This window comes from Candidatus Blochmannia americanus (nom. nud.), from assembly GCF_059934915.1.
This window is the reverse complement of sequence record NZ_CP011792.1, coordinates 1-16,447: the sequence shown is the minus strand read 5'-3', so window position 1 is coordinate 16,447 and position 16,447 is coordinate 1. Positions and strand designations below refer to the sequence as shown.

The following is a 16,447-nucleotide window of genomic DNA, read 5'->3' as shown; positions in this document are numbered from 1 at the left end:
AATCATATCTCCAAAAATTGATTTATATGAAATATAATATATTACAAATATATTTTTTGATTTTTTAAATGTATAATCACGTGTCTAAATCATTTGCTTTAATTTTACTATTAATTTCACGCCACAAAATTCAATATATATTTTTTACATTAAAATACATATTCAATTAGAATCTGTAAATTATTATTATATCCGGATTGGCATAACGATGTATATCGCGCCATAACATCTATCTACACCCTCAATCTGAACACCAGATACTGCATTTTTCAAAAAAAAACGTACAATCTGAGTATCCATGACATTAAGAATATCAAGTAAATAATCTACATTGAAAGATATTTCAGTATTCTGACCTGAATATAACACATCTAAAATTTCTTCTGATGCTTCATGTTCGAAATTATGTGTAGTTATTTTTAATTGGTTAGTAATTAATGAAAACTGAACGACACGAAGTTTTTCGTTAGCAAGAATAGCTGCTCGTCTTAACGCATGCTTCAAAATATCGCATGCTACCTCCAAAATATTTTTTGAACGATTTAAAAGGACATCATGACAATTTGGAAATACAGCATCAACCAATTTAGAAGTAAAAGTATAATGATCTGTATTAATACGAATGCTGTTCCCATTCGTTTGAATATTAACTAATTTTTCTGTAATATTTAATAACCGCAAGATTTCAATAATCCCTTTACGGGGCACGATAACCGATTGACAAGGTAGCGATGATGATGAATCCATAATGGATTCACAACTTGCTAAACGATGCCCATCTGTCGCCACAATACGTAAAATACGTTCTGTAGTCTCAAAAAACATACCATTAAGATAATAACGCGCATCTTGACGACCCATAGAAAATTGAGTTAATTCAATCATTTTCTTTAAAGTAGCTTGGGATATCAATAATTTTAATTTATTATCCCATTTCTCTAATTTAGGAAAATCTGATGCAGAAAACGTAGATAAATAAAATTTACTATATCCAGAACAAATAATCAGTTTTTTATCTTTTGATATTATATCAATTTTTGATGATTCAGGTAAACTGCGACAAATTTCAAAAAACTTACGTCCTGGTACTGTCACAGATTCAATAGGATATTGATCCATTAATGTCACTCGAACTGTTATCTCTATTTCTAAATCTGTAGCGGTAATAAATAAATAGTTATCATTGACTTCTAATAATATATGAGTTAGGATAGGCATCCTAGGTCGTCCGCTGATAATGCTTACGACTCTTTGTAAGGGTTGATATAATGATTTTCTGTCTATTAAAAAATTCATAGTTAGACTTATTTAAGTACATTTTAAGCGATTATTTCAAGTACATACTATAACAAATATAGTATATTATATATAAAATATAAATGAATTAATACATTAAGACCTGTATAGAAGATGAGCGTTAACTTTGAAAACTATTTTGATTAAGTGAATTACCATTAAGAAACAATAAAGCAAGCTCTCAAATATTTTTGACTTTATGTATTCTATCCTATATCATACGTACGTAATTTGTGTACAAATAAACAAACAACCCAATTAAAAATACTTTTTATTATTAAATAAATATACAAAAATTTAAATATGAAACGCACCTTTCAGCCTTCCATATTAAAACGCAACAGAACACACGGATTTAGAGTAAGAATGTCCACTAGACAAGGTCGGCAAGTATTATCAAGACGTAGATCTAAAGGACGCATTCGATTGGTTGTATCTGTTTAAATAGTCAATAAACCCATATCAGTCCAACCAAATGAATAGAAAATTTTTACCTAAACGAGCGCGATTGTTAACTATGAATGATTTTGTTTTTGTATTTCAAAAACCAGAACGTATTAAAACAAGCACAATTACTTTGTTTAGTCGAGCTAATCAGTTAAAATATCCTCGTATTGGACTAGCTGTTTCGAAAAAATACATTAAGTTCGCGCATGAACGCAATAGGATAAAAAGGCACATGCGTGAAACTTTTCGTAAAATTCAACATAATTTATTAGCTAAAGACTTTATTCTAACTATTCGATCAAAAGAAATTATGCACTTTAAAAACAAAACGTTGATAAAAGAGCTTGAAAAATTATGGTATCACCATTTGTTTTAATAGAAAAAAGCATAATATGGTTAATATATGGATACCAAATCAGTATTAGTCCTATATTAGGTCATCATTGTCGTTTTCAAATAACATGTTCCCAATATGGGATCGAATCGGTACGTAAATTTGGAATATTACGAGGTAGCTGGATAACATTCGTTCGCATATTGCAATGCCATCCTTTAAATTTACAACATAATAATGAAGATTTTAAATATTACTCACATTCACATATTCAGGGCATAATCAACATGGATTCGCAACGTAATTTCTTTGTGATAGCATTTTTAATTATGTCGTTTTTACTATGGCAAACATGGCAAACGGAAAATAATCAAAAATACAATATTATAAAAACAGATACACAACACGAAAATACACATTCTCTAATTCATTCTGAAAATAACGATGCAGTTACACATATTCACGATACAAATTATACTATTACTGTCAAAACAGATGTACTTTTACTAAAAATAAATACTTACGGAGGAGACATCGAAGAAGCATATCTAATAAATTATTTAGAGAATTTGAATTCTAAGAAACCATTTCATTTATTAAGTGCTTCACAAAAATTTATATATCAGACGAACAGCGGACTAATAAACGAAAGCACACCAGATAAACCATTCAATAATAAAAAATTTTTATACACCACAGCAACTGATCAAAGTACATACGTTTTACCAAAAAACGCAAACAAATTGCAATTAACTTTAACACATTGCGGATCTAATGGAATTATATATACCAAAAACTACGTTTTTCATAGAAATAACTATTCAGTACACGTGGATTATATCATAAATAATATAAATGACAAGCCATTAAAAATTAAATTGTTTGGTAATCTAATACAATCTGTACATTGCTCTAAATCGCATGATAATAATAACGGAGATAATTTTCCTTTATACTCTTATCGAGGAACAGCATATTCTACCGATAAAAAAAAATACCAAAAATATAGCTTTAAAGACATAAAAAATATGAACTTAAAAGTCAACACCTCTACAGGTTGGATAGCAATGTCACAAAAATATTTTGCAACAGCCTGGATCCCTTTGACTCAAGGAAACATTACATTTTACACGAACTATCATGATAACAATAATGTTTCTATAGGTTTCCAATCTGATTCAATATATATTCCGGTAGGAAAACAAGGTGAATTAAAATCTATATTATGGATAGGACCAAAAATCCAAGAACAAATGAAATCAATAGCTCCAAATTTAGATCTAATAATTGATTATGGGTGGTTATGGTTTATTTCTCAACCATTATTTAAATTATTAAGTTTTATTTACAGCTACGTAGGAAATTGGGGTACATCTATTATTGTTATAACATTAATTATACGACTAACCATGTATCCTTTAACTAAGTCACAATATACTTCTATGGCAAAAATACGCATGCTACAACCTAAATTATCTAGAATACAAGAAGAATATAAACACGATAAATATCAATATCATCAAAAAACTATAGAATTATATAAATCAGAAAAAGTGAATCCATTGGGAGGATGTTTACCATTATTCATCCAAATGCCGATATTTTTAGCTTTATATTATATGTTATCAGGGTCTGTAGAATTGAGGCATGCTAAATTTGCTTTTTGGATTCATGACTTATCTGCTCAAGATCCTTATTACATATTACCAGTATTAATGGGAATTACCATGTTTTTTATACAAAAAATGTCACCTACCACAATTACTGATGCGATACAAAAAAAAATGATGACTATCATGTTAATAATTTTTACTATATTTTTTTTGTGGTTCCCATCCGGCTTAGTATTATATTACATTGCAAGCAATGTGATTACTATGATTCAACAATACTTGATTTACCAAGGATTAGAAAAAAAAGGATTACATAATAAAAAATAATTTGATAGTAATTCAACATAATTATAGGAAAAGTGTATTTTTGTTATATACCAATATATTTTAAATCATAAAAAATCATGAACTATATAGTAGATACAGTGGTTGCTATTTCCACACCTCCAGGACGAGGAGGTATTGGAGTTATACGGATATCAGGTAAATCAGTTCCTGAAATTATACCTAAATTATTAGGAAAAATACCTGAACCTAGAAAAGCAGAATACTTGCCATTTTTAGATATAGATGGATCCGTATTAGAAAAAATAATAGCCTTATTTTTTCCTGAACCACATTCTTTTACAGGAGAAAATGTACTGGAAATCCATGGGCACGGCGGTCAAATGATTCTAGATATATTATTAGAGCGTATTTTAAAAACCTCTTCTAACATTAGAATTGCGCATCCAGGTGAATTTACCAAGCGAGCATTCTTAAATAATAAAATAGATCTCATTCAAGCAGAAGCAATAGCTGATATTATTGATGCAACTTCATATCAAGCTGCTAAATCAGCATCAAATTCCTTACAAGGAACTTTTTCTCGTAGAATACATACGATATTAGAAAAACTTACTAATCTACGTACACACGTAGAATCATCTATTGATTTTTCAGAAGAAGAAATTAAAACCATCTCATATGAAGGTATTAAAAGATATTTAGAAGATATTATCAATGATATCCAACAAATATGCGAATCAGCTCATTACGGTCTTTTACTGCGTGAAGGAATTAAAATAGTAATTGCTGGTAAACCAAACGCCGGAAAATCTAGTGTTTTTAATGCACTCATTGGTATTGATAGAGCGATTGTTAGTTCAATATCTGGAACTACAAGAGATATACTACATGAATGTATTCGGTTAGATGGAATAACATTCCATCTAACCGATACTGCCGGATTAAAAACAAACAGCGATAATGAAATAGAAAAAATTGGAATGAAACGTACATGGGATGAATTAAGTAATTCAGATCATATATTATGGGTAATTGACTCCAATGAAAACACAAATAATAAAAAAAATAACGATAGCATCACATTACAACATGTAGAAAAAATGTTACGTCGTGAACATAAAAAGACACCTATCACAATTATACATAACAAATCTGATTTAACTAAAAATAAAACTGGAATAAACAACACAATAAACAATTACACAATTGTTACATTATCAGCTTTATTTGACGATGGAATAGACTTATTAAGAGAGCATTTAAGTAACAATGTAAAAAATAAAAAACAAAAAGATTTTTATCACAGTTTATCTGAAAATCAAGGAAATTTTATTGCACGTAGACGTCATATAGACGCACTTGAAAAATCGTACAAATACCTTATATCTGCTCAAAAACAACTATCACCATCCATGATGGTGATAAATGAACTTTTTGCTGAAGATCTTGTATTAGCACATAACGAATTAAGTAAAATCTTTGGACAATTTACTCCCTCAGATTTATTACAAAGAATATTTTCCACATTTTGTATTGGAAAATAATTATTTATAATTGCAAAAAAAAATCTTATTAACATGAACTATAAAAAATTCACTTTTATATTGATAATAATATATTTAACCGATATAAAAACCTAATGCAAACGGTATCATGTATTTAAATAAACAAAGACATCTCATGTAGAGAGATATATTAAATTAATTATCACGTACAACCACAACAAAAAAATTATCTTTCAATATGAAATTGAATTCTTATATAAAAATATAACATAGGATTATTTTATATTTTTTCGCTTCTTATTTAAAATAGAAAATTGTCGTATTCTACTAATAATGGTTTCACCAGCTGGTACATCTCTAGTTACTGTAGTTCCAGCTCCAATAATTACGTTTTTTCCAATAGTTATTGGAGCTACCAGTTGACTATCAGCCCCAATAAATACGTCGTCACCAATAATAGTATTATGTTTATTAATGCCATCATAATTACAAATAATAGTACCAGCTCCAATATTTACTTGTTCTCCAATTTTTGCATCACCTAAATAACTAAGATGCCTGACTTTAGATTGTGCACCCAACGAAGTATTTTTTATTTCAACAAAATTTCCTACATGACTTTTTTCTTTTAACTCAGTTCCCGGTCTTAATCGCCCAAATGGCCCAACTGTACTTTGAAAATTTATTTTTGTATTTTCAATAATTGAAAATGGATATATTACGACATCGTCTTCAATCACTGTATCTTTCAATATACAACCCGCTCCTATCGTTACTCTATTTCCTAAAACCACATCTCCTTCAATGATTACATTTACATCGATTGATACATCTTTTCCATGTACTAATGTTCCTCTTAAATCAAACCTATTCGGATCGGTTATCATAACTCCTGACGATAACAAATATTGTATTTGTCTTTGTTGATATTGTTTATTTAAATAAACTAAATCTAATTTACTGTTTACCCCTATTATTTCAAATATATCATCAGGATACATAGTATGAATAATACAACCAGATTGATGGGCTATATGAATTATATCTGTTAAATAAAGTTCATTTTGTGACCTATGAGGTTTTAATGCACTTAACCAATGTTTTAATTTCCCAGAAATTGCAATAAAAATACCAGTATTAATTTCTTTAATTTTTTTTTGAGCATCATTATTAATGATATCATCATGTTCTATTATACTAATAACATTACCTGCTTGATTCCTAATAATACGTCCATATCCATTTGGATTAGGTAATATGGCTGTCAGCATGCTAATATCACACTGCGATTTAATGGCATACAATCGTTGTAATGTTTGATATGAAACAAGCGGGACATCACCATACAAGATAAGAACTACTGCGCTATCGTTGATACCAAGCAAAGCTCTTTGCGCAGCGTTTCCAGTCCCAATAAGCTCATGTTGTAATACCCAATGCACAGGAGTTTTATACTGATCCGTATTGATTTGTTTCATTAACATATCTCCTTTATGACCATAAACCACATACACGGACCCAACACCTGCCTGTATTGCAGAATCAATTAAATGTTGCAATATAAACTTACCACCAATTTTATATAATACCTTCGGGGTATCTGACAACATTCTGTTACCTCTACCAGCAGCAAGAATAATTGCACTAAAATTAATATGCGACATAACCTATATATCTCTTTTTTATTTTTTATTTTAACGTATTTTATTTATCACATCACAATACATATTTACATATTTTATATAAATAATTTTTATATAAAATATGTAAATATGTATTCATTTATTACAAATGTTTATTTTTTTTTGCTAATTCAATTAATCTAAGTTTCGCAATAGCCTTAGATATATCTGCAGCTATTTTTATATAATCTATATCGTCATCACTATGATGATGTAAGTTCCTAATATGTTCTTCAGCTTCATATTGAGCTTCTTTAGCTCTTTTTTCATCTAATTCTTCCGCACGAATAGCTGTATCTGCTAATATTGTCACTATATTTCCTTGAACCTCAATTATACCCCCAGATATATACACATATTCTTCATTACCGCATGATTTCACTATGCGCAAAACCCCTGGCTTAATAGATGTAAGCAACGGGGCATGAGCTGGAAAAATCCCCATCTCACCTTCAATGCCTGCTACTTGGATTTTTTGTACCACATCAGAAAATATCTGCCTTTCAACAGAAACAACAGTTAAATAATAAGTACGCACTGACATTAATATACCTTGATCTATATTAATAAAATAAAAACTTAAAGTGTTTTATTTTTTTCTACAACTTCTTCAATAGCACCTACCATATAAAACGCTTGCTCTGGAATATGATCATATTTACCCTCTATGATCTCTTTAAATCCTCGAATGGTATCTTCTAAGGAAACATATGAACCAGAAAATCCAGTAAATACTTCAGCAACAAAAAAAGGCTGTGATAAAAACCGCTGAATTTTTCTTGAACGTAATACTATTAATTTATCTTCTTCAGATAATTCATCCATACCTAAAATTGCAATGATATCTTTAAGTTCTTGATAACGTTGTAGAATAGATTTAACATCACGAGCCACATCGTAATGTTCTTGTCCTACAATAAGTGGGTTTAATTGTTGACTATTAGAATCTAATGGATCTACCGCAGGATAAATACCAAGAGCGGCAATTTGCCTACTTAAAACTATAGTTGCGTCTAAATGAGAAAAAGTAGTAGCAGGAGATGGATCTGTCAGATCGTCTGCAGGAACATACACTGCTTGCACAGAAGTGATTGAACCTAATTTTGTAGAAGTAATGCGTTCTTGTAACATACCCATTTCTTCTGATAATGTAGATTGATATCCAACCGCCGATGGAATACGACCCAATAATGCAGAAACTTCAGTTCCAGCAAGAGTATAACGATATATGTTATCTATAAACAATAACACATCATGTCCTTCATCTCTAAATTTTTCAGCCATAGTGAGACCAGTTAAAGCAACTCGTAATCTATTACCAGGCGGTTCATTCATTTGACCATATACCAAAGCAACTTTGCTTATCACATCAGAGTGCATCATTTCATGATAAAAATCATTACCTTCACGAGTACGTTCACCAACCCCAATAAATACTGAGTAACCAGAATGTTCTACGGCAATATTACGAATGAGTTCCATCATATTTACAGTCTTTCCAACCCCTGCCCCTCCAAAAAGACCAATTTTCCCTCCTTTAGAAAATGGACACATTAAATCAATAACTTTAATACCAGTCACTAAAAGATCTTGGCTAGTAGACAATTCAGAATAACGCGGAGCAGGTCTATGAATAGCCCACTTTTCTTTTTCTTTAATCGGTCCTTTCATATCAATTGGCTCGCCCAACACATTCACTACACGCCCTAAAGTCTCTTGTCCTACTGGAACTTCAATAGAATGTCTTAAGTTAATTACTGTTAATCCACGACGTAATCCATCTGTATTTCCCATAGCAATGCAACGCACTACACCTCCACCTAATTGCTGTGCTACTTCTAATATCAATTTTTTATTAAAATTATCATCAGTGTGTACTTCAAGCGCATGATACACAGTAGGCACTATATCTTGAGGAAACGCTACATCAACCACTGCGCCAATAACCTGGATAATTTTTCCAGAACTCATATTAATTATACCTCTACTAACTATCTTTTCATTTATATCACAGAAGCTCCTGAAACAATTTCTGTAAGTTCTTCTGTAATTTTAGTTTGTCTAACTTTATTATAAAATAACTTTAAATCATTAATAATAATTTCTCCATTATCTGCAGCCGTCTTCATCGCCATCATTCTAGCAGATTGCTCACTCGCTAAATTTTCCACTACTCCTTGATAAACTTGCGATTCAATATATCTCTGTAATAAACTATTTAATAATACTTTAGAATCCGGTTCATATAAATAATCCCAATATTTAGTTCTAAAATTAGTGTTATTTATAGCAGTAATCGGTAAGATCTGCAAAATTTGAGGAATTTGAGATAAGGTGTTAACAAATCTATTATATGCCAAATATAATTTGTCTATCTGACTATCATTATATAATTGCAACATCACTCTCACTGAACCAATTAATGCCGACATCTTAGGAGTATCTCCGATTCCATACACACAGCTTACTATCTTTGTTTGACTTATATAACGTAAAAAAGAAGCAGCTTTTGATCCAATAACAGCTAATTTAATAACTACTCCTGTATTATGCCATTTACTAAAATCACACAATAACGTTCTAAATAAATTAATATTTAACCCTCCTGTTAACCCTCTATCTGTTGAGATCACCCAATACCCAACAGATTTAATTTTTCGTTCTGAAAAATAAGGGTGTTTATATTCCAATGTTCCTGAAGAAATATGATTAATTACTTTACGAATAGTTTCTGCATACGGTTTACTTATTAACATTCGTCTCTGAGTTTTATGGATTTTAGAAGCAGAAATCATTTCCATAGCCTTAGCAATTTTTTGTATATTACGAATACTATCCATTTTCTCGCGTATTTCTTTTGAACTAGACATATTTTAATTCCATTAATAACAAAAGCGCTTAAGTTACCAAGATTGGTTTAATTTGAAAGTTTCTAAAATACTTTTAAATTTATTTTCAATATTAATATCATACATACCATCGCGATCAATTATTTTAATTAGTTCTTTTTCCGCATAAGCCATATATAATATTAATGCAGACTCAAAATCACTTATTTTTGAAACTTCAACATCTTCTAAATACCCATGTATCGCTGCAAACAGAATAATAGATTGATACGAAATAGACATAGGAGCATATTGTTTCTGTTTTAATAATTCAGTGACCTTTTGACCATGTTTCAATTGTTTCTGCGTAACCTCATCTAATTCTGAAGCAAATTGAGAAAAAGCAGCTAATTCACGATATTGAGCTAAAGCAGTACGAATGCCACCAGACAACACCTTCATAATATTAGTTTGAGCCGCTCCGCCAACTCGAGATACTGAAATTCCTGGATTTACTGCAGGACGAATTCCAGAATTAAATAAATGAGATTCTAAAAAAATCTGTCCATCAGTAATAGAAATAACATTAGTTGGAATAAACGAAGAAACATCCCCGGCTTGAGTTTCAATAATAGGCATTGCGGTCAAAGAACCAGTTCTCCCTGTTACCTTGCCATGAGTACGCTGTGACACATAGTCAGAACTAACTCTGGAAGCTCGTTCTAACAAACGAGAATGCAAATAAAATATATCTCCTGGGTACGCTTCTCTTCCAGGAGGGCGACGTAGTAATAAGGAAATTTGGCGATAAGCTACTGCTTGTTTAGAAAGATCATCATATACAATTAAAGCATCTTCTCCAAGATCCCTAAAATATTCCCCCATAGCACACCCAGCATAAGGCGCTAAGTATTGCAATACAGCAGACTCAGAAGCAGATGCAAGCACTACAATAGTATTAGTCAATGCATAATGTTCCTCTAATTTTTTTACAACATTAGCTACAGTTGTTGCTTTTTGACCAATAGCAACATAAATACATTTAACTCCGCTGTAACGTTGATTAATAATGGTATCAATTGCTAATGCAGATTTACCAGTTTGCCTATCTCCTATAATTAATTCACGTTGACCACGTCCAATAGGTACCATGGAATCAACAGACTTATATCCTGTTTGAATTGGCTCATCTATAGACTTACGATCGATTACACTAGGGGCAATGGCTTCTACCGGTAGATAACAGGAACATTGCAATGTTCCTTTGTTATCTACCGGAATACCTAATGGATTCACTACTCTTCCCAACAATGCTCTTCCAACAGGAACACGTAATACATTTCCTGTGCATTTTACCACCATTCCTTCAGATAAATTTAAATATGAGCCCATAACTACGGCACCAACAGAATCACGTTCCAAATTTAGAGCTACAGCAAACTGATCCGATGGCAAAGCAATCATCTCACCTTGCATGACATTTGTTAATCCATGTATATGGATGACCCCATCTCCTACAGAAGTAATAGTACCTTCATTACGAATCTCACACTGTATATCAAATTGAGCAATACGTCGTTTAATTAATTTGCTAATTTCGTTCGAATTTAATTGCATAATCTTATTTGCACCTAAGAAACTCAGCTAAGCTGCTAACATCAAAATTTTAAGATTGTAATATATTATTTAAACGCAAAATACGTCCACGTATACTTCCGTCAATCACGGTATCTCCAAAACGAATAATTATACCAGCTAGTATATCTGTATTGATTTTGTGTACTAAAGTCACTGTTTTAGATAAACGCTTAGCCATCATATCAGTAATTTTTCTTAATTGTCTATGATTCAAAGGCCAAGCAGAGATAACTTCTACTTTCACAGTACACCCATGTATAGAACACAGATGAATAAACTCTTTAAAAACCATTGGTAATAATAATAAACGATTATTTTCTGCCATAATATGAATTATATTTTTACTATACATATCAATATTCTTTTTTTGATAATCTTCACAAATAGTGATAAATATATCTGATAATCTTTCCGGAGCCAAATATCTAAAAAATAAAGACCGTACTAAGCTCTGTTCGCTTATCTTAGAAAATAAACTGAGAACTGATTGCCACTTACCTATATTTTGCTGTTCTATTGCTACATCAAATATAGCTTGAGCATATGTCCGAGCCACTGCAAAAATATTAAACATTTAGTCCTCATACGACAACGTATTAATGATATTATTTATCAGATCTACATCAATTATTTCATTGATAGAACGTTCTATAATTTTCTCTGAACCCTCAATTATAAGCTTACTAATTTGTTTTCTTAATTCATCAGTCACATATTTTCTTTCACAAACAATTTGTTCTCGTGCTTGAGACAGAATTCTATTCTGCTCCCTTTCTGCTGCATACTTCGCTTCATTAATTATTTGAATTTTACATTGATTTGCTTGACTTATAATTTCTTGAGCTTTAAGCCGAGCCTTTGTCAAACAAAGTAAAGCCTCAGCATTAACACGTTCCGATTCTATTTTAGCATGTGCAGCAGAAGCTAAATCATCAGAAATTTCTTTTTGACGCTTCTCAATAATTGACATAAATGGATACCATACATATTTCATACAAAACCAAACAAACAAAATAAACGAAATAGTTTGGCCTAATATTGTCGCATTAAGACTCACAGTACAAATCCTGACATCTAATAATCAATAATAAATACATTTTTTATTAATTTTAATCGTTAAACCGCAGAAAACATCACATATAACGCAAGACCTACAGTAATCATTGGTATCGCATCAACTAATCCCATAACAATAAAAAACTGAGTACGAAGAATAGGAATAAGATCTGGCTGTCGAGCAGCCCCCTCTAAAAATTTACTCCCTAAAATACCAATACCAACAGCTGCGCCAATTGCTGCTAAACCCATCATTATCGCTGCAGCTATATACAACATATCAAAATTTAAATGTTCCATAATACCCTTCCTCTATCTATAGTATTTAGTGCTCTATATCATATTTTTCATTTTAACTTGAATCATGGACTGTAGACAAATAAATTATTGTTAAAACCATAAAAATAAAAGCTTGTAATACAACGATTAAAATATGAAAAATAGCCCATGGCAAATTTAAAACCCATTGTCCCCACCACGGTAATAAACCAGATATCAGAATAAAAATTAGCTCACCAGAATACATGTTACCAAACAATCTAAGGCTAAGCGATACTGGCTTAGATAGCAACCCGATCACTTCAAGTACAAAATTGACCGGAATACACATTGGATGATGAAATGGATGATATGCTAACCTTTTGATAAATCTAAAGATACCATTGGTATGGATATCGTAATATATAATCAGCACAAACACATTTAAAGCTATCGAAGACGTGATATTTATATCAGCAGTAGGCACAACACGTAAAACAGGCAATCCTAACACATAGTGAGCTAACACAGGGAATAAGTCTATAGGGAATAAATCCATAGAATTCATTAAAAAAATCCAAACAAAAACTGTTATAGCTAACGGTGCGATTAATTTATTTTTACCATGAAAAATATCTTTCACATTACTATCAACAAACAATATCACCAATTCAATAAATGCTTGTAATTTTGTGGGTACTCCGTAAATCGCCAGTTTAGCTGCTTTACCAAAAATTAATAAAAATAAAATGGCTAGTAATGTTGAAAAAAACATCGAATCCACATTCAATACCCAAAAAGAAGAAACACTTTTTAACCCTACCCACGAAAAAGTACTCAAATCAAACTGTAGATGAGATAAATGGTGTTCAATATACCCCTGAGTCGTATTCTTAATTACTGACATTACCGTCCTTCAAAAACATTACTTGCAATATATTAAGATAACATAACATCCATTGCTGCAATTAATAGTACATTTTGTAACATATAACATATCATGTTATTTAACATACTCCGATACACACGGATCAAAATGATATGTTCATTTATAATTTAATAACCTCAATTAATTTTTGTAAAAAGACTAAAACCAATACAAATAAAAAGACCACTCCCTTTTTTCATATAATTTACATATCATCACAATACAGTAAATTGTGAATGATGCCATAAATTAATGAATTTTTATATAATAATTGCGCATTGTAAAAATAAATATACATCATACACATACATGTCTAATTGATTAACTAATAGTTAAGTTTTCCAATTAACAAATTTAACACAACACAAATTTGATAAAGATTACGCATGAACCACACCTAAATACAACCGAAGTAAAAAATTCCTAAAATTCTACTTTTTTAAACTCATTTAAACATAATTGTATGAACATAAAAACACCATTTACATGTATCCATTAACTTCCACATATAACAAACTTACAAGCATATGAAATTCATACCTCTATGTCATGATTTATCAATAAAATACAAACACATCACTAAACATATATTTGAATATAATCCATAAAAAACACTCAATACTGCAGTACAATCGGCAATGTTAATTATATTAAAAAGCTCAATATTTAACATCACTAACATACACTATAACCCAATAAACCTTGTTTTTTTAACCAAACTAACAAATTGGAAATAGCCGCAGGAGTTATACCAGAAATTCTAGAAGCTTGTCCAATTGAATAAGGCCGACAATTATTAAGTTTATCAATTACTTCTTTAGACAATCCAGAAACAACTTTAAAATCTATATCAGTTGGTAACAATGTATTTTCGTTACAAATATATTTTTCTATTTCTTCTTGTTGATGACGAATATAACCTTCGTATTTTATTTGAATTTCAATTTGCTCAAATATCTGACGATCCAACATACACGGACCAAAAGTACTTAATTGAGACAATTTTGTATAATCAATTTCTGGTCTTCTTAATAATTCCTCACCATTTGCTTCACGCATTAAAGGCGTCTTCAAAAAATTATTTAATTGCACAACATCTGAACTATATGGAAAAATATAAGTATCACGTAATCTTTGACGTTCTTTTTCAATATTTTCTCTTTTTAAGCAAAAAGCTTTCCATCTTGTCTTATCTATTAAACCCAACTGTTGCGCAATTGCAGTCAATCTTAAATCCGCATTGTCCTCGCGCAAAGACAGACGGTATTCAGCACGTGAAGTAAACATACGATAAGGTTCTTCAGCGCCATGCGTACATAAATCATCTACAAGTACCCCTAAGTATGCTTGATCCCTTCTAGGGTACCATCCCTCTTTATTTTGAGAAAATCTGGCAGCATTGATTCCGGCTAATAATCCTTGAGCAGCTGCTTCTTCATAACCAGTAGTACCATTAATTTGACCAGAAAAGAACAATCCGGAAACAAATTTACTCTCTAATGTTAACTTTAAGTCACGAGGATCAAAAAAATCATATTCAATAGCATAACCTGGTCTGATTATATGAACATTCTCTAATCCCCGAATTGATCGAATCATCTGTATTTGCACATAAAACGGTAAGCTAGTAGAAATACCATTAAGATATATTTCAGGAGTCGTTAAACCTTCAGGTTCTAAAAAAATTTGATGAGCATCACGATCCGAAAAACGTGTTATTTTATCTTCTATTGATGGACAATAACGAGGAGATCTTCCTTTTATTAAACCTGTATACATAGGGCTCTGATACAAATTTGACCTAACTATTTCATGTGTATTATCATTAGTATGGGTAATATAACAAGGAACCTGTGCAGGATGTTGCTCCGTAGACCCCATAAAAGAAAACACAGGAATAGGATTATCGCTATACTGCGCAATTAAAGAACCAAAATTTATTCCATTAGCATGAACACGAGGAGAAGTACCTGTTTTTAAACGATTAACTCTCAAAGATAATCCTTTCAATCGTTCTGATAACAACGATGACGACTCTACATCTCCAGCACGACCTCCGATAAAATTTTTCATTCCAATGTGGATTTTACCGTTAAGAAAAGTCCCTGTCGTTAACACAACAGATGTAGAACTAAATTTCATTCCTATTTTTGGAACAACAACTCCAATAATCTTATTTTTATCGATTATTAAGTCTTCAACTGAAGCCTGAATAATCGATAAAAATTTTTGATATTCAAGAACGCTACGTATTACTTGGCGGTATAATATTTTATCTGCCTGAGCGCGTGTTGCCCTAACAGCAGCTCCTTTACTACTATTAAGTATTCTAAATTGAATCCCTGCTTTGTCTGCAGCATAAGCCATAACTCCACCCATCGCATCAATTTCTTTTACTAAATGACCTTTTCCTATCCCGCCAACAGCTGGATTACAAGACATTTGCCCAAGAGTATCAACATTATGAGTAATCAATAACGTATTACATTGCATCCTAGCAGAAGCTAACGCCGCTTCTGTTCCAGCATGCCCTCCACCAACAACAATAACATCAAAATGAGCAGAATAAAACAT

General features: G+C 31.2%; 15 protein-coding genes. 4 read left to right on the top strand and 11 right to left on the bottom strand.

The genetic code is table 11. The annotated features are described in order from the left end of the window. Positions 1-186: 186 nt before the first annotated feature. A complete protein-coding gene (gene dnaN / locus Bamer462_RS00075; RefSeq protein ID WP_500837689.1) occupies positions 187-1,296 on the bottom strand; it encodes a DNA polymerase III subunit beta in 1,110 nt (369 codons plus the stop codon). A 303-nt stretch (positions 1,297-1,599) separates the two neighbouring features. Here dnaN and rpmH point away from each other — a divergent pair, with 303 nt between their 5' ends. The 4 genes from rpmH (at position 1,600) to mnmE (ending at position 5,522) form a co-directional block, all read left to right on the top strand. Then, positions 1,600-1,740, top strand: coding sequence for a 50S ribosomal protein L34 (gene rpmH, locus Bamer462_RS00070; protein ID WP_500837688.1), 141 nt, complete (start codon positions 1,600-1,602; stop codon positions 1,738-1,740). Between the two features lie 31 nt (positions 1,741-1,771). Beyond that, positions 1,772-2,119: a ribonuclease P protein component gene (gene rnpA, locus Bamer462_RS00065; protein WP_500837687.1), complete on the top strand. Its 348-nt coding sequence runs from the start codon at positions 1,772-1,774 to the stop codon at positions 2,117-2,119. Next, positions 2,098-4,017, top strand: a complete 1,920-nt coding sequence (yidC, locus tag Bamer462_RS00060) for a membrane protein insertase YidC (RefSeq protein WP_500837686.1) — start codon at positions 2,098-2,100, stop codon at positions 4,015-4,017. The genes rnpA and yidC overlap by 22 nt, the downstream gene beginning before the upstream one ends. 77 nt (positions 4,018-4,094) lie before the next feature. Next, entirely contained in the window at positions 4,095-5,522 is a 1,428-nt protein-coding gene (gene mnmE, locus Bamer462_RS00055; protein WP_500837685.1) for a tRNA uridine-5-carboxymethylaminomethyl(34) synthesis GTPase MnmE, read from the top strand. A 236-nt stretch (positions 5,523-5,758) separates the two neighbouring features. Here mnmE and glmU read toward each other — a convergent pair whose 3' ends face one another. From glmU to mnmG, 10 genes are all read right to left on the bottom strand, one after another. Next, positions 5,759-7,147, bottom strand: coding sequence for a bifunctional UDP-N-acetylglucosamine diphosphorylase/glucosamine-1-phosphate N-acetyltransferase GlmU (glmU, locus tag Bamer462_RS00050; protein ID WP_500837684.1), 1,389 nt, complete (start codon positions 7,145-7,147; stop codon positions 5,759-5,761). A gap of 121 nt (positions 7,148-7,268) precedes the next feature. Then, on the bottom strand, positions 7,269-7,709 hold the full coding sequence (locus Bamer462_RS00045) for a F0F1 ATP synthase subunit epsilon (protein WP_500837683.1): 441 nt from the start codon (positions 7,707-7,709) through the stop codon (positions 7,269-7,271). A 35-nt stretch (positions 7,710-7,744) separates the two neighbouring features. Next, the gene (gene atpD / locus Bamer462_RS00040) at positions 7,745-9,136 is read right to left on the bottom strand and encodes a F0F1 ATP synthase subunit beta (RefSeq protein WP_500837682.1); all 1,392 of its coding nucleotides are present in this window, start codon (positions 9,134-9,136) and stop codon (positions 7,745-7,747) included. Positions 9,137-9,168: 32 nt separating this feature from the next. Then, on the bottom strand, positions 9,169-10,035 hold the full coding sequence (atpG, locus tag Bamer462_RS00035) for a F0F1 ATP synthase subunit gamma (protein ID WP_500837681.1): 867 nt from the start codon (positions 10,033-10,035) through the stop codon (positions 9,169-9,171). Between the two features lie 33 nt (positions 10,036-10,068). Beyond that, positions 10,069-11,610 carry a F0F1 ATP synthase subunit alpha gene (gene atpA, locus Bamer462_RS00030; RefSeq protein ID WP_500837680.1) on the bottom strand — a complete coding sequence of 514 codons (1,542 nt, stop codon included), beginning with the start codon at positions 11,608-11,610 and terminating at the stop codon, positions 10,069-10,071. A gap of 49 nt (positions 11,611-11,659) precedes the next feature. Further along, on the bottom strand, positions 11,660-12,205 hold the full coding sequence (gene atpH, locus Bamer462_RS00025; protein ID WP_500837679.1) for an ATP synthase F1 subunit delta: 546 nt from the start codon (positions 12,203-12,205) through the stop codon (positions 11,660-11,662). After that, positions 12,206-12,688, bottom strand: coding sequence for a F0F1 ATP synthase subunit B (atpF, locus tag Bamer462_RS00020; protein ID WP_500837678.1), 483 nt, complete (start codon positions 12,686-12,688; stop codon positions 12,206-12,208). Positions 12,689-12,747: 59 nt separating this feature from the next. Beyond that, the gene (atpE, locus tag Bamer462_RS00015) at positions 12,748-12,987 is read right to left on the bottom strand and encodes a F0F1 ATP synthase subunit C (protein ID WP_500837677.1); all 240 of its coding nucleotides are present in this window, start codon (positions 12,985-12,987) and stop codon (positions 12,748-12,750) included. Between the two features lie 52 nt (positions 12,988-13,039). Next, positions 13,040-13,852, bottom strand: coding sequence for a F0F1 ATP synthase subunit A (atpB, locus tag Bamer462_RS00010; RefSeq protein ID WP_500837676.1), 813 nt, complete (start codon positions 13,850-13,852; stop codon positions 13,040-13,042). A 696-nt stretch (positions 13,853-14,548) separates the two neighbouring features. Beyond that, entirely contained in the window at positions 14,549-16,447 is a 1,899-nt protein-coding gene (gene mnmG, locus Bamer462_RS00005; RefSeq protein WP_500837675.1) for a tRNA uridine-5-carboxymethylaminomethyl(34) synthesis enzyme MnmG, read from the bottom strand.

Bases quoted from the DNA above. Each gene is read 5' to 3' on its own strand.
- atpE (WP_500837677.1), bottom strand. From the start codon at position 12,987: ATGGAACATTTAAATTTTGATATGTTGTATATAGCTGCAGCGATAATG.
- mnmE (WP_500837685.1), top strand. From the start codon at position 4,095: ATGAACTATATAGTAGATACAGTGGTTGCTATTTCCACACCTCCAGGA.
- dnaN (WP_500837689.1), bottom strand. From the start codon at position 1,296: ATGAATTTTTTAATAGACAGAAAATCATTATATCAACCCTTACAAAGA.
- atpD (WP_500837682.1), bottom strand. From the start codon at position 9,136: ATGAGTTCTGGAAAAATTATCCAGGTTATTGGCGCAGTGGTTGATGTA.
- yidC (WP_500837686.1), top strand. From the start codon at position 2,098: ATGGTATCACCATTTGTTTTAATAGAAAAAAGCATAATATGGTTAATA.
- mnmG (WP_500837675.1), bottom strand. From the start codon at position 16,447: ATGTTTTATTCTGCTCATTTTGATGTTATTGTTGTTGGTGGAGGGCAT.
- Bamer462_RS00045 (WP_500837683.1), bottom strand. From the start codon at position 7,709: ATGTCAGTGCGTACTTATTATTTAACTGTTGTTTCTGTTGAAAGGCAG.
- rpmH (WP_500837688.1), top strand. From the start codon at position 1,600: ATGAAACGCACCTTTCAGCCTTCCATATTAAAACGCAACAGAACACAC.
- glmU (WP_500837684.1), bottom strand. From the start codon at position 7,147: ATGTCGCATATTAATTTTAGTGCAATTATTCTTGCTGCTGGTAGAGGT.
- atpB (WP_500837676.1), bottom strand. From the start codon at position 13,852: ATGTCAGTAATTAAGAATACGACTCAGGGGTATATTGAACACCATTTA.
- atpA (WP_500837680.1), bottom strand. From the start codon at position 11,610: ATGCAATTAAATTCGAACGAAATTAGCAAATTAATTAAACGACGTATT.
- atpH (WP_500837679.1), bottom strand. From the start codon at position 12,205: ATGTTTAATATTTTTGCAGTGGCTCGGACATATGCTCAAGCTATATTT.
- rnpA (WP_500837687.1), top strand. From the start codon at position 1,772: ATGAATAGAAAATTTTTACCTAAACGAGCGCGATTGTTAACTATGAAT.
- atpG (WP_500837681.1), bottom strand. From the start codon at position 10,035: ATGTCTAGTTCAAAAGAAATACGCGAGAAAATGGATAGTATTCGTAAT.